At 67.7% G+C, this 14,341-nt stretch carries 12 protein-coding genes and 2 tRNA genes; 8 read left to right on the top strand and 6 right to left on the bottom strand.

What is annotated here, in order from left to right:
• Positions 1-5 precede the first annotated feature (5 nt).
• Genes DM194_RS22385 through DM194_RS22375 form a run of 3 tightly spaced genes read left to right on the top strand, consistent with a single transcriptional unit; the run spans position 6 to position 3,675 of the window.
• Positions 6-1,286 (top strand): glycosyltransferase family 4 protein, encoded by a 1,281-nt coding sequence (locus DM194_RS22385; protein WP_111069795.1) that lies wholly within the window; start codon positions 6-8, stop codon positions 1,284-1,286.
• Positions 1,283-2,524: a glycosyltransferase family 4 protein gene (locus DM194_RS22380; protein WP_111069794.1), complete on the top strand. Its 1,242-nt coding sequence runs from the start codon at positions 1,283-1,285 to the stop codon at positions 2,522-2,524. The genes DM194_RS22385 and DM194_RS22380 overlap by 4 nt, the downstream gene beginning before the upstream one ends.
• A gap of 2 nt (positions 2,525-2,526) precedes the next feature.
• Positions 2,527-3,675, top strand: coding sequence for a glycosyltransferase family 4 protein (locus DM194_RS22375; RefSeq protein ID WP_111069793.1), 1,149 nt, complete (start codon positions 2,527-2,529; stop codon positions 3,673-3,675).
• Positions 3,676-3,760: 85 nt separating this feature from the next.
• Here DM194_RS22375 and DM194_RS22370 read toward each other — a convergent pair whose 3' ends face one another.
• Complete coding sequence (locus tag DM194_RS22370) at positions 3,761-4,237, bottom strand: Lrp/AsnC family transcriptional regulator (RefSeq protein WP_111069792.1); 477 nt, start codon at positions 4,235-4,237, stop codon at positions 3,761-3,763.
• A gap of 136 nt (positions 4,238-4,373) precedes the next feature.
• Here DM194_RS22370 and hppD point away from each other — a divergent pair, with 136 nt between their 5' ends.
• Entirely contained in the window at positions 4,374-5,447 is a 1,074-nt protein-coding gene (gene hppD / locus DM194_RS22365) for a 4-hydroxyphenylpyruvate dioxygenase (RefSeq protein ID WP_111069791.1), read from the top strand.
• A 169-nt stretch (positions 5,448-5,616) separates the two neighbouring features.
• On the opposite strand, the gene DM194_RS22360 is transcribed toward hppD, so the two are convergent.
• Entirely contained in the window at positions 5,617-6,771 is a 1,155-nt protein-coding gene (locus DM194_RS22360; protein WP_246024588.1) for an AI-2E family transporter, read from the bottom strand.
• A 423-nt stretch (positions 6,772-7,194) separates the two neighbouring features.
• Between DM194_RS22360 and DM194_RS22355 the strand changes: the two genes are divergently transcribed.
• Positions 7,195-10,344, top strand: coding sequence for a carbohydrate-binding domain-containing protein (locus DM194_RS22355; protein WP_111069789.1), 3,150 nt, complete (start codon positions 7,195-7,197; stop codon positions 10,342-10,344).
• Between the two features lie 225 nt (positions 10,345-10,569).
• Entirely contained in the window at positions 10,570-11,367 is a 798-nt protein-coding gene (locus DM194_RS22350; RefSeq protein ID WP_246024587.1) for a phytochelatin synthase family protein, read from the top strand.
• A gap of 6 nt (positions 11,368-11,373) precedes the next feature.
• Here DM194_RS22350 and DM194_RS22345 read toward each other — a convergent pair whose 3' ends face one another.
• Positions 11,374-11,787 carry a hypothetical protein gene (locus DM194_RS22345; protein ID WP_111069788.1) on the bottom strand — a complete coding sequence of 138 codons (414 nt, stop codon included), beginning with the start codon at positions 11,785-11,787 and terminating at the stop codon, positions 11,374-11,376.
• A gap of 118 nt (positions 11,788-11,905) precedes the next feature.
• Between DM194_RS22345 and DM194_RS22340 the strand changes: the two genes are divergently transcribed.
• Both DM194_RS22340 and DM194_RS22335 read left to right on the top strand, forming a co-directional pair.
• A complete protein-coding gene (locus DM194_RS22340; protein ID WP_111069787.1) occupies positions 11,906-12,475 on the top strand; it encodes a DUF3305 domain-containing protein in 570 nt (189 codons plus the stop codon).
• Positions 12,468-13,094, top strand: a complete 627-nt coding sequence (locus DM194_RS22335; protein ID WP_111069786.1) for a DUF3306 domain-containing protein — start codon at positions 12,468-12,470, stop codon at positions 13,092-13,094. The genes DM194_RS22340 and DM194_RS22335 overlap by 8 nt, the downstream gene beginning before the upstream one ends.
• Before the next feature lie 67 nt (positions 13,095-13,161).
• Here the strand turns inward: DM194_RS22335 and DM194_RS22330 are convergent, their stop codons facing one another.
• From DM194_RS22330 to DM194_RS22320, 3 genes are all read right to left on the bottom strand, one after another.
• On the bottom strand, positions 13,162-13,908 hold the full coding sequence (locus DM194_RS22330) for an SDR family oxidoreductase (RefSeq protein ID WP_111069785.1): 747 nt from the start codon (positions 13,906-13,908) through the stop codon (positions 13,162-13,164).
• 174 nt (positions 13,909-14,082) lie between these two features.
• Positions 14,083-14,159, bottom strand: a tRNA-Asp gene (locus tag DM194_RS22325).
• A gap of 4 nt (positions 14,160-14,163) precedes the next feature.
• A tRNA-Asn gene (locus DM194_RS22320) sits at positions 14,164-14,239 on the bottom strand.
• Between the last annotated feature and the right edge of the window lie 102 nt (positions 14,240-14,341).

Genomic DNA, 14,341 nt, shown 5'->3' with positions numbered 1-14,341 from the left:
GGCCGATGCCGGACGATTCCATCCATCTGCGGGAGCCGGTCTCAGACCGGCCGTCCAGCGCGCTTGCCCTGTCGGACGTGCCCGTGCCGGAAGAGCTGCTGCTGGTGGCGCAGAGCTATTGGCCGGAGCCGGCCGGCAGCGCGCCGATGATGACCGACCTCGCCACCGCCTTCGCGGCGGCCGGGGCGGAAACGACCGTGCTGACCGCGCGGCCCAACTATCCCGGCAACAAGGTCTATGACGGCTACGCCGACGGGTCGCAGGACAGCAGGACGGTCGATGGGGTGCTGATCGAGCGCCTGCCCACCATCCCGCCGGCCGGCGGCGGCATGAAGGCCCGCCTGATCCACGAGGGCGTGCTGCATGCAGGCTTCGCCGCCGCGCTCGCCCGCGGGCGGGTCGGGCGGCACGACGCGGTGCTGTCGCTCTGCCCGTCGATCCTGTCGGTGGGCATCGCCGACCGCCTCACCACGCCGGGCGGCCGCCACGTCGCCATCGTCCACGACATCCAGTCCGGCCTCGCCGGCGCGCTGGGAATGGGCGGCAAGGCGGCGGTCAGGGCGATCCGCGCCATGGAGCGCGCGGCGCTGAACCGCGCCGACGCCATCGTCGTCCTGTCGGAGCCGATGCGCGGCGTGCTGGAGGAGCTGGGCGTCACCAAGCCGATCCATGTGATCCCGCCCCATGTCGACGCCGACGCCGTCCACCCGCTGCCGCGCCCCGACCAGCCGCCGACGGCGCTCTACAGCGGCGCCTTCGCCCGCAAGCAGGGGCTGGAGCAGGTTCTGGACATGGCCGGGCATCTGGCCGGGCTGATGCCGCAGGCGCGGGTCAAGCTGCGCGGGCAGGGCGGCCTGGAGGAGGAGCTGAAGTCGCGCGCCAGCGCCATGGGGCTGGGCAACGTGATCTTCCAGCCGCTGGCGCCCAAGGACCGGTTGAACGAAGCGATGGCGGAGGGCGACGTTCATCTCGTGCCCCAGCGGCCCGAAGGAGCGGCCTTCGCCATGCCCGGCAAGGCGGTGACCATCCTCGCCGCCGGCCGGCCCTTCGTCAGCACCTGCCTGCCGGGCTCGGCGCTCGCCACGCTGGAGGCGGAGGTCGGCGCCTTCCTGTGCACCCCGCCGGAGGAGCCGCGCGCGATGGCGGAGGCGGTGGCCGCCCTGCTGTCCGATCCCGTCCGCGCGACCGCGATGGGCCGCCGCGGCCGCGCCTGGGTGGAGGCGAACGCCACACGCGCCGTGGCGCTCGACCGATACGCCCGTCTTCTGTTGGGAGAGGCAGCATGAAGAAGCCCGCGCTGGTCTTCAGTTGGGAGATGTTCGGCCCCTACCACATGGACCGGCTGGAAGCCGTCGGCCGCCGCCTTGGCCATGTCTATGACGTGATCGGGCTGGAGGTCGGCTCCAAATCGCACACCTACGCCTGGGATTCGACCGGAACGGGGCAGAATTTCCGCAAGATCACCCTGTTCCCCGGCCAATCGAAGGCCGAGCTGTCGAAGGTGGCGGTCTACCGCGCCCTGCTGCGCGAATGCCGGCGGGCCGACGCGCGCTTCGTCTTTCTCTGCCATTACGAGGATCCGGATGTCTTCGCGCTCGCCCTGACCATGCGGCTGATGGGGCGCAGGCTCATCAACATGAACGCGTCCAAATACGACGACAAGCCGCGCATCCTGTGGCGGGAGATGGTCAAGAGCGTCTTCTACTCCCCCTATCAGGCCGGGATCGGCGGCAGTCACCGCACGGTGGATTACTTCCGTCTGCTGGGACTGCCGAAGGATCGTCTCTATATCGGGTACGACACGCTGTCGCTCGACCGCATCCGGCGGCTGTCCGGGATGGAGCCGGCCCCTGGGGGAGTACCCTTCGCCGACCGCCACTTCACCATCATTGCGCGCTTCGTCCCGAAGAAGAACTTGTTCCGTGCGGTCGAAGCCTATGACATTTACCGGCGGTTGGCCGGTCCGGCCGCCCGCCCGCTCCACCTCTGCGGGTCCGGTCCGCTGGAGGAGGATCTGCGGGCCGAAGTGACGCGGCGCGGGCTGGACGGATCGATCATCTTCCGCGGATTCCTGCAGGAGAAGGGGATCGCCGAAACGCTCGGGTCCACGCTGTGCCTGCTGCTGCCGTCCTTGGAGGAGCAGTTCGGTCTGGTGGTTAACGAGGCATTGGCCATGGGAGTTCCGACCATCCTGTCCGATCAGTGCGGCGCCCGCGACGTGCTGATCCGCAGCGGCCTGAACGGCCACATCGTGGAGCCGGACAACCCGGAAGGGCTGGCGCGCTACATGCTTTCGGTCGCCGCGGAGGAAACGGAATGGCGCCGCCTGAGCCTGAACGGGCGCCCCTTCCAGGCCTTCGCCGATGCCAGCTTCTTCGCCCAGTCGGTGGAGAAGGCCGTGGTGGCGCTGGGCGGCCCGAGGGCGGAGCGCAGCGCGGACACGGAGTATGCGTCCGACTATTCCGCCGATCCGGAGGGTGGCCAGCATGGCCCGTCCGCCGGCGCGGCCCTGACCGGGAGTTGACGATGGAACGGAACGCGCGCACCCATGTGGTCGTCTCGGGACGGCTGCCGCCGCCGGTGGACGGGATGAGCCGGGTGACCGCCCTGGTGCTGGACTGTCTCCGGGACCGCATGCGGGGGCGCGGCCGTGTCGAGGTGGCGGACCTGTCGCCGGGGTGGAACGGCGGCGGCGGCGCCTACCACCTGCGCAAAATGGCCCGGGTGTTCGGGACGATGGGGCGGCTGGCCGCCGGGGTGGGCAAGCCCGACCGCCGTTTCTACATGCCCGTCGATTCCGGCTGGGGAGCGCTCTACACGACGGCGCTCGCCGGCACCGCGCGGCTGTTCGGCTACAAGCGGGTGCTGCACCACCATTCCTTCGCCACCATCAGCAAACCGACATGGCGGATGCGGCTGCTGACCCGCGTCGCCGGCACCGACTGCACCCATGTGCTGCTGTGCCCGGCGATGCAGATGCGCTTCCAATCGATCTATCCGGCGGCGCGCAGCTGCATGACCATGTCGAACGCCATCTTCTCCCCCCCCGACGCCGCCCCGCGTCCGCGGCGCGAGGGCCCGTTGCGCATCGGCCACCTGTCGAACCTGTGCAGCGAGAAGGGGCTGGACACGCTGTTCGCCCTGCTGCGCGCCCTGCAGCTGGAGGGGGTGGACGCCAAGCTGGTGCTGGCCGGGCCCGGCCTGAAGCCCAAGGACAATGCGATGATCGCCGCCGGGCTGATGGCCTTCGACGGGGCGGTCGAGTATCACGGCCCGGTCCATGGCGAGGCCAAGGAGGCCTTCTACCGCGACATCGACGTGTTCGTCTTCCCCACCCGCTACCGCAACGAGGCGCAGCCGCTGGTGCTGTTCGAAGCGATGGCGGCCGGCGTGCCGGTGCTGGCCTACGAGCGCGGCTGCATCGGCTCCGACATCCCGGCCGAAGGGCTGGTGCCGCAGGATGCCGATTTCATCAAGTCGGCTCTGCCGATCCTGGCGGCCTGGGCCGACGACCGCGAGGCGCTCGCCGCCGCGTCCGCCCAGACGCTGACCCGCGCGCGGGTGGCCTACGAGACCAGCCGCACCGGCCTGGACCTGCTGCTCGACCGCATCGCCGGCCCGCACCCCGCGACCGCCGCCGCCGCCGTATCGGCCAAGCGCCGGGTGCCGGGGTAGGGGAGATCCGCAAGGTCATCGGCCGTCATCCCAGCCTTCGCGGGGATGACCGCTGGGAGACGTCGCTTTCGTAAAGGCAACGGCGCTACGCCCCCGCTGCCAACGGCAACGCCGTCTCGAACTTGATTTCCTTCAGGGCGAAGTTGGAGCGGATGCGGACCTGGAAGGGCAGCTGGAAGACGAACTCCTCCAGAAAGCGGTTGTAGTCGGCGATCGCCCGCACCGCGACCCGCAGCAGATAGTCGGCATCGCCCGATACCGCATAGCATTCCAGCACCTCCGGCCGCTTGCGCACCGCGTCGATGAAGACGGCGGCGGTCTCGGCCGAATGGTGATCGAGCGTCACATGGGCGAACACGCACTCCCCCACCGACGCCGCTTTCGGATCGACCAGCGCCGTATAGCGGCGGATCACCCCGGTTTCCTCCAGCGAGCGCAACCGGCGCCAGCAGGAGGAGGGGGAGGTGCCGACCCGGTCGGCAAGCTCCTGCACGGTCAGGCGCGAATCCTCCTGCAGCGCGACCAGAATTTTGATGTCTATTTCCGATAAGGAGGCAGGCACAGAATGGTTTCTCCGGGTATGCGGCGCTCGGTGGAAAATCCTGCCAAAATCATAGGTGTGCTCGCCCCACTTTGAAAGCTATTTCCACGGACAGTCCGGCATACTGACCGCATAACGAACCAAGGGAGAGGCGACCATGGCCGACATGTGGGAAAATCCGATGAAGACCGATGGGTTCGAGTTCATCGAATTCACCGCGCCGGACACCGTGGCGCTGGGCCGCCTGTTCGAGCAGCTGGGCTTTACGGCCATCGCCCGCCACCGGTCCAAGGACGTGACGCTCTACCGCCAGGGCGACGTGAACTTCATCGTCAATGCCGAACGGTCGGGTTTCCCGCGCAATTTCGCCGCCCAGCACGGCCCGTCGATCTGCGCCATCGCCTTCCGTGTCGCCGACGCCGCCTTCGCCTATCGCCGCGCCGTCGATCTCGGCGCCTGGGGTGTCGAGAACCGCGTCGGCGCCATGGAACTGAACATCCCCGCCATAAAGGGCATCGGCGATTCGCTGATCTATCTCGTCGACCGCTATGGCGAGCGCGGCAGCATCTACGAGGTCGATTTCGTGCCGCTGTCGGGGGTTGACCAGCATCCGAAGGGCGCCGGCCTGACCTACATCGACCACCTGACCCACAACGTCCACACCGGGCGGATGGAGGAGTGGGCCGAGTTCTACACCCGCCTGTTCGGCTTCCGCGAGATCCGCTACTTCGACATCGAGGGCAAGCTGACCGGCCTGCGCTCGAAGGCGATGACCAGCCCCTGCGGCAAGATCCGCATCCCGATCAACGAATCCGCCGACAACAAGTCGCAGATCGTCGAATACCTGCGCGACTACAAGGGCGAGGGCATCCAGCACGTGGCGCTGGGCACCAACGACATCGTCCACACGGTGGAGACGATGCGCGGCCTGGGCACCCCGTTCCAGGACACGCCCGACACCTACTACGAGCGGCTCGACGCCCGAGTGCCCGGCCACGACCAGGATCTGGAGCGGCTGCGCGCCAACCGCATCCTGGTCGACGGCGCCCCGACCGAGGGCCAGGGCCTGCTGCTGCAGATCTTCACCCAGAACGTCATCGGCCCGATCTTCTTCGAGATCATCCAGCGCATCGGCAACGAGGGCTTCGGCGAAGGCAACTTCAAGGCTCTGTTCGAATCGATCGAACTCGACCAGATCCGCCGCGGCGTGCTGAGCGAGAACGCCGCCTGATCGTCGGGGCAGGTTCCACAGACGGGGTTCCGAACGCCGTCCGGCCGCAAGGGCCGGGCGGCGTTTCCGCTCTCGCGGTGCAATTGAATTAAATTTCCATAACGATAGTTATGCGTTTTCAGTCTCCGCCATCAAGTTCCCCCGACCGGCACCCTTCCACCGACCCCGGTCAGTCGGCCCGCGTGTGGGCGTCGAAGCGTTCGCGGTCGCTCTTGTCGCTCATGAAGATGGCGAAGGGGCGCAGCGCATCGGCGTGGTTCAGGGTGATGGCGATCAGCACCGCCATCGGGGCGGCCAGCAGTGCGCCGGCGGCTCCCCACAGCCAGCTCCACAGCAGAAGCGCGATCATCACCACCAAGGGCGAGATCGCCAGCTGCTTGCCCTGCATGTGCGGCGCGACGAAGTTGCCCATCACCTGCTCGATCACCAACAGACCGGCGGCGACCGCCGTTGCGGTGCCGGCGTCCTTGGTCGCCACGGCCAGCAGGACCGGGAGCGCCCCTGCCACCACCGATCCCACCACCGGCACATAATTCAGCAGGAAGGCCAGCAGGCCCCACAGAAAGACCAGATCCAGCCTGAACAGCGTCAGCCAGCCGATGTAGAGCGCACCGGTGATCAGCCCCAGCACGCTGCTGACCACCAGATAGCGGCGGAACTGCTGGGCTATGGCGGCCACCGCCACCACGGCGGTCTGGCAGCGCTCGCGGCCCAGCGTCATGACGATCTTCTCGCGCCAGACCGGCGCCTCCAACTGCATCAGCAGGGCGAGGAAGACCGTCAGCACCAGGATGGAAGTTGTCTGGCCGGCCGATGACAGGGCCGCCTTGGCGAAGCCGGTGATCGGGTCGACCGCCGCCTCGCCGCCGCCCTGCCCGGCCGGCTCGCCGTTCCCCTGCCCCACCGCCGGCCCCAGATCGGCCTTGGTGCCCTGGATCCACTGGTCGACCTTCGCCCACAGCTTGCCCAGCGCCTCGGCATATTGCGGAAAGTCCTCGGCCACGCGCTGCGCCACCAGCGCCATGCTGCCGAAGAAGGCGGCCAGGATGCCCAGGATCAGCAGCATCGACGCGGCCAGTCCAAGCCAGGACAGGCGCCGGGGCACCCTCTCGCGCACCCAGCGGCTGACCGGTGCGACGGCGACGGCGACGAAGAAGGCCGAGACGACCGGGATCAGGATCGAGGCCGCCGCCTGCAGCACCCACAGAACCGCCACCCCGGCCAGGATGCCGAGCAGCCAGAGGGCAAGGTTGACGCGGTCGATGCGTCCCCTGCCCTGCCGCTCCCCATCATTCCAACGCCCCTCGTCCGTTCCGCTGTCCACGCTCTCCGCCTCCGCATTCCGCATCCTGCGTCGCCGGGATGCTCGTTCTAGACGCGGTTCCGGGCCCTTCGGTTCCCTATCAGCCGACAGTGTGTCTCCCGTGGGAAGCGAGTCCGCCACGCCAAGTCAGCGAGCCGGAAAAATTGAACTTGAGCGCGCCTCTCAACTAATTCACCAAACGCGAACAGTCGAACCCAAGGGAACCCGGACCAATCGGCCGGACGGATGCAACGGGCCGCCCCTGAGCGGGGAGTTTTCGTTTTTGGCTGAATCATGACGAGGGAATGATGCCCATTTTTTGTCTCATCCATGCCACGGGAAACCACCTCATTAATAATTTCCTAACCATAAGTGTTAGTACCCGATTAAGGCTGACAGACGAGCCTTCGGAACAAAGCGATATCCATAAAGCGGAGTTCCAAAATGGCTACCACCAACACCGACGGCACGATCCAGGTTACTTTCGCGGTGAATGCCTGGGGCGCGGCGGCCGGCGGGAAATGGCCGCATTTTCAACTGCTTCTGGACGGCAAGGTCATCGGCGACGCCACCGTCGCTTCCGCCAGCCAGTCGCGCTACGTCTTCACCGCCAACGTGCCGGCCGACAAGGCCCATTCCCTTCAGCTGATCTACGACAACGACGACACGGTCAACGGTGTCGACCGCAATCTGTTCGTCAAGTCGTTCGAGGTGAACGGCAAGACCATCCTCGCCATCGATCCGTCGGTGAAATACGACACCGGCAAGATCGACGGGCTGAACGTCATCGCCGGCCAGACCGAGATGTATTGGCCGGGCGCGCTGAACGTGCCGCTGCCCGCCACGCTGTTCTCGACGGCCCCGACGACGCCGGACGACACCGCGTCCACCATGACCACGACGATCAAGGTCACGGCCTACGGCAACTCCGCCGCCGGCCAGGCACCGCACTTCAAGCTGCTGGTCGACGATAAGGTGATCGGCGACGCCTGGGTCAGCGCGACCTCGCCCACCGACTACATCTTCACCGCCGAAGTGGACCCCAACGAGGCCCACAAGATCCAGATCTGGTACGACAACGACGCCACCGTCAACGGCGTCGACCGCAACCTGTTCGTCAAGTCGATCGACATCGACGGGCAGACCATCTCTTCGACCTCCTCCATGGCGTCCTACGACAAGGGCGCGGTGGACGGCAAATACGTCGTCGCCGGACAGGAAGGCCTGTACTGGGGCGGCGCCCTGACCTTCGGCGTGCCGGAGGAGTATTTCGGCGGCCCCTACATCCCGCCGCCGCCGCCGCCGCCGACCAAGTCCGTGGACATCGTGGTCAACGCCTACGGCACCTCGGCCGGCGGACAGCCGGCGCATTTCAAGCTGCTGGTCGACGGGCAGGTGATCGGCGACGCCAAGGCCGCCGCCACCACCACCGCCTACACGTTCACCGCCGAAATCGACCCGACCAAGGCCCACACGATCCAGGTCTGGTACGACAACGACAGCGTGGTGAACGGCGTCGACCGCAACCTGTTCGTCAAGTCGGTCGTCATCAACGGCAACACCGTCGCCGCCACCGACAGCATCGTCACCTACGACAAGGGTGCTGTCGACGGCAAGGATGTGGTCAAGGGCCAGGAAGGCCTGTTCTGGGGCGGCGCCCTGAACATCGATGCCGGCGCCGACCTGTTCGGCAAGACCCCGGTCGTCCCTGCCCCGATCCCGACGCCGCCGACCCAGCCGGCCTTCTACGTCGCCGCCAACGGCAAGGACAGCTGGTCCGGCAAGCTGGCGGCCCCGAACGCCGACGGCACCGACGGCCCCTTCGCCAGCCTGGAGAAGGCGCAGGCCGCGATGCGGGCCAGTTCGACCATCGACACCACCTATGTCCGCGAAGGCACCTATCACCTGACCAAGACGCTGGAGCTGACCTCGCTCGACAACGGCCACAGCTTCAAGAACTATCCCGGCGAGAAGCCGGTGCTGAGCGGCGGCGAGGTGGTGACGAACTTCACCAGCGAGGGCAACGGCCTCTATTCGGCCAAGCTCTCCACCGCCAGCAACCTCGACCTGATCGTCGGCGACGTGCGCCAGCATCTGGCCGAGAAATACGCCTATGACGCCGCCGACGTCACCACCGGCTGGCGCTTCGCCGACGCCGCGTCGGGCGGCCCCAGCGGCTGGTACATCCGCTCCCACGGCAACGAAGTGACCGCCGCCGACATCCAGCCCGGCACCCTGATCCAGGTCATGGATGCCGAGCGGCTGGGCGACACGCTGACCAGCATCGAGAGCTTCAACGCCGCCACCCGCACGATCAAGCTGAAGAACGGCGCCTCCCTGCCCTTCGCCGAGGGCACCACCTACAAGCTGCTGAACAACGCCGCCTACGTCGACCAGGCGGGCGAGTTCGCGTGGCGCGCGTCGGACGGCAAGCTGCTGTACAAGGCCGCCAGCTCCGGCTTCGTCTCGACCGGCGTGGAGGTGCCGCGGCTCGGCACCCTGATCAAGCTGACCGGCACCAGCGATGTCACGATCGACGGGCTGACCTTCAAGAACACCACCACCGGCGGCGACGCCCTGCTGCTGAACAATGCCGACCGCAACCACATCAGCGACAACAGCTTCCTGAACGTCGGCACGGCGATCAAGCTGACCGCGGGCTCGTCGAACAACCAGATCGCCCACAACACGCTGAACCATCTGGCGGAAAACGGCATCGAGATGGAGGGCCGCAGCAACGGCAACACCATCTACGGCAACACCATCAGCAACATCGGCGAAGTGCGCAAGGCGGTGTCCGGCATCTTCGGAACCGGCGTCGACGACAACGTCATCTCCAACAACGACATCTCCCACAGCGCCCGCTACGGCATCTCGTTCAAGGATTACGGCGGCACCACCAACACGGCCAACCACAACAACATCGTCCAGTACAACAACATCTCCCACACCGGGCTGGAGACCGCCGACGGGGGCGCCATCGAGGTTCTCGGCCGGTCCAGCACCGACACCGGCATGATCATCCAGGGCAACCGGATCGAGCATGCCAACGGCCTCGCCACCAACGCCCAGGACGCCTGGATGTACGGGCAGAAGGGCTTCGGCATCTATCTGGACGACATGGCCGGCGGCATCACCGTCCGGGGCAACTTCATCAAGGACACCGACTGGGCCTCGGTGCAGATCCATGGCGGCGACAACAACGTGGTGACCAACAACTTCTCGGTCATCGCCAGCAACAAGGAGGATTTCATCCGGATCGAATGGCAGCCGGTGCATGGCACGGCCGGCGATCCGCACAACAACACCATCACGAAGAACGTGGTGATGGGCACCCTGCCGCTCGACGACTATGTCGAACTGCTGAGCGCCAACGACTTCATCATCGACAACAATCTCGTCTACAACGTGCCGAAATACGGCGACAACGACGTGATCGGCAAGCCGATGTTCACCAACGCCTATTGGGGCGACTACTCGCTGCAGGCGTCCTCGCCCGCCTTCGCGATGGGCATCGAAGACCTCGCCTGGTCGAAGATGGGCGTCGTCGGCATGACGGCGGCCGGGATGGAGCAGTTCTGGGACGGCGTCTGACCGCCGTCGCGGTCCAAAGCCCGACCGGCGAATGAGGTCATATAATTCTAAAGCGAATGAAATTCGCTTTAAGGGCGGCCCCTGCCCTGTCCGACGGTGTCGGGCGGGACGGGGCCGCCCTTCGGCGTTTCAGGCATCGGCATCGCCCCGGCTTGGCTCCGGCACAGCCGCGCACCATATCGGGACTGCCGATTGAGGCCGGACGGACAGAGACCGTTTTTTCCGATGACGAAGATGAACAGGGCCGCCGGGACGGCAGGCGCGAGGGTCGCGGCGACGGTGGCCGGCCTCCTGATGAGCATCGCCGTCACGGCGCCGGCAGCATTGGCCCCGGCATGGGCGCAGGAGGACCAGAAGCCGAAATTCGGCCCCGACGCGGTGCCGGTCACCCGCGCCGCCGACTATCTCCGCAGCGCTCCGGCCCCGGATTACTGGGCGCTCAGCCCCTATTACGTGCCGCAGACGACCAGCGCCTCCTGTTCGCTGGCCAGCGTGACGATGATGCTGAACGCGCTGCGCGGCCTGCCGGGGCTGGCGTCGGAACGGCTGGTCACGGGCCGGCAGCTGCTCGACCGCCTGGACGACGACCATTGGCGCGCCGCCACCGCCGAGGATGGCGAGGGCGTCTCCTTCGGCGAGCTGGAGAGCTATGTCCGCCGCAGCCTCGCCGCCTACGGCATCGACGCGGAGGTGGAGGTCTGGCGGCCGCGCGATGCCTCCCCCGCCACGCTGGCGGAGCTGCGCCGCATCCTGAGCGAGAACGAGCGCAGCGCCGACGACATCATCCTGCTGGCCTTCGACCAGGGGACGCTGACCGGCGACGTCGGCCTCGGTCATGTCGCCCCGCTGGGCGCCTATGATCCGGCGACGCGGCGGGCGCTGGTGATGGACCCCGACCGGCAGTGGTACGTGCCCTATTGGACCGGTGACGCCCGGCTGCTGGACGCCATGCTGAAGCCGGACCGCGCCGACCCGGAGGGCAGCGGCCTGATCCGCGTCCGCGCCCGCCGGCTGTCGGGATAGGCGGCGCTACTTCACTTCCTGGCTGGTGAGGTCGGAAGGATTCTGCGAGCGCGTCGGCTCGTTGGGCTGGTCGGGCTCGCTCGCCCACTGGTTCGGGCGCGGGACCGGCGTGCCGTTCAGGTCGGGCGGCGCCCGGCGAACGTCCGCGAGCGCCTGCTGCAGTTCCTCGCTGCCGGTTGCGGCGGAGCTGGACGGGTCGGGCGGCTTGTTGCCCTGCGAGCTGGGGAGCGGATCCTGGCTCTTCTGAACGCCGTTGTCACGGGCGAGCGCATCGCCGACCGACTCCTTCGATCCGGGGTCGATCGACGGGGCGGGCTGCGCCTGAGCGGGCTCATGCTGGACCGGCTGTTGGGCGGCGGCGGCGACCGGTGGACCGGCGAGGAGGCTGGACAGCAGCAGGGCGGCGACGAACTTGCGCATGGCGCATCCTTGGATTGAGGGCGATCCGGGCGCTTTCGGCGAACCGGCGGCACCAATCGCCCGCAGGCGCGTTGTACCGGGGACGGAATCCGCTTCCAGCCCATCAGGAACACCGCCCATGCCCACCGAGTTCCCCACCACCACCTCCGCCCTGCCCTCCACTCACCCCGCTTCTCCGCCCGACCGCGCCGAACGGCGGAGGGTCGGCGTGGTGGTGGAGCGGCGGCGCGTCGACAACCCCTGGATCGAAGCGCGCTGGCAGCCCGTCCTGCTGGTTCCGCCCGAACCCGAGCGGCCGGACTGGAGCGTGGTGGCGGAGGGGCCTGACTGGACCCGCCACTACGCCGGCACCGCCGAGATCGCCCTGTTCCCGACCGAGGCGGAGAACTACAAGCACAACCTCGACGGCGGCAATCCCTGCGCCTACGTCATCCTGCGGCCGGGCGGTCCGGCGCCGAGGATGCAGTTGCTGGGCGTCACCGTCGATCCCGGCGAGATCGACGCCCATGCCGAAGCCGGCGACGACGTGATCGAGCCGCTGTCCCTGCCGATCCCCCTGGTGCTGTGGATGGACGGCTTCGTCGCCCGGCATTATGTCGAACGCCCCTTCCACAAGCGCAAACGCGACCGCGCCGACACCGAAGCCCTGGCCCGGCACCGCAGGACGGAGCGGCCGCGACATGGCTGACACCGCGGACACGGAAGGTTTCCTCGGCCGCTGGTCGCGGCTGAAGCGCGAGGCGCGGACGGAGGAGGCGCCGGTCGAGGCGGCAGCGCCGGAGCGGCTTGACGACGCTCCGGACGCGGTTCCGGCGGAGATCGCGATAGAGATCCCGGTTGCCCCTCCGGCCGAGGAGGAGGAGCCGGACCTGTCCGACCTGCCCCCGCTCGACAGCCTGGACGCCGGCAGCGACTACACCGGCTTCCTGCGCCGCGACGTGCCGGAGGAACTGCGCCGCCAAGCCCTGCGCAAGGCCTGGGCCAGCGACCCGGTCATCGCCGGCTTCCGCGGCTTCGCCGAATATGACTGGGACTACAACGCCCCCGGCTATGGTGCCCTGCGGCCCACCGACGACATCGCCCGCCTGCTCGACGCGGTGCTGCCCGACGAGAAGCGCGAGGAGGAGGTGGTTGAGGAAGTGATGGTGGCCGACGCTCCGGCGGCGGAGGAACCGGCCGACGCCAGTTCCCCCGATCCCGTCCCCGATCCCGATCCCGATCCCGACCCTGCCCCGATCGGCGAAGAACGGATACAGACACCTCCCGACGCGATGACAATCCCCTCTCCCCCCCGGGGAGAGGGTTAGGGTGAGGGGGACGCGCGGCGGCCCTCCCCCGATAATCCAACACGCATCCTCGCCCCGCCCTCTCCCCTCAGATGCAGCGCCCGCCATCCACCTCCAGGCAGACGCCGGTCAGGAAATCCGCCTCGTCGGAACAGAGGTAGAGCGCGGAGTTGGCGATGTCCTCGGGCGTCGACAGCCAGCCGAGCGGGATGCTGCGCAGGAACTGCTCGCGGCGTTCGGGCGTGTCGTGCCCCATGAAGCGGTGGAGCATGCCGGTTTCGCCCGCTACGGGGGCGATGGCGCAGACGCGGATGCGGTCGGGCGCCAGTTCCACCGCCATCGACTTGGTCAGGGTGATGACCGCCCCCTTGGAGCCGTTGTACCAGGTCAGGTTCGGCCTCGGCCGCAGCCCGGCGGTGGAGGCGATGTTCAGGATCACGCCGCCGCCCTGGGCGCGGAATACCGGCACGGCGTAGATGGCGCCGTGATAGATCGACTTCACGTTGACGGCGTAGATGCGGTCGAAGGTGAACTCGTCCACGTCCAGCATCGAGCCGTAGCGGTGGGTATAGCCGGCATTGTTGACCAGGATGTCGAGCCGCCCGAACGCGCCGATCGCCGCGGAGACGATCGCCTCGTAGTCCTCCCCCACAGCCACGTCGGCGCGCACGGCGAGCGCCGTCTCGCCCAGGCTGTCGGCGACGCGGCCGGCCGCCGCCTCGTCCAGGTCGGCGACGATGACGCGGGCGCCTTCGGCGGCGAAGCGGCGGGCGATGCCCTCGCCGAAGCCCGATCCGCCACCGGTGACGACGGCGACTTTCCCTGACAAACGCATGAGCGGTTCCTCCCCGGCTGTGCGCGGCCGTTGGGCGCGCGGACTCCGTACAACAGGGAACCGGCGCTTTCGGCCGCATCGTGAACACGGCGAAGAACACATGATAGCGCGAAGCCGCCCGGTGGGGCAGTCGCCATCATCCGCTACATCGAATTGGAGAGATATAGGAGAGAATGGCGCGAGTGACGGGACTTGAACCCGCGGCCTCCGGCGTGACAGGCCGGCGCTCTAACCAACTGAGCTACACCCGCGCTATGGCTCCCGGTGCTGGACTCGAACCAGCGACAAGCGGATTAACAGTCCGCTGCTCTACCAACTGAGCTAACCGGGAACAGAGGCCGCCTTATAAAAGCGCTGGCGGATCCTGGCAAGCGGAAAAATGCAAAGCCGCGCATTTTTTCCGGCGAGGGCCGGTTTCGCGCCGTTTTCCTGT

The sequence above is a fragment of the Azospirillum ramasamyi genome (genome assembly GCF_003233655.1).
GTDB lineage: Bacteria > Pseudomonadota > Alphaproteobacteria > Azospirillales > Azospirillaceae > Azospirillum > Azospirillum ramasamyi.
The sequence above is the reverse complement of the archived record's forward strand: the minus strand, read 5'-3'. Positions and strand labels throughout refer to the sequence as shown.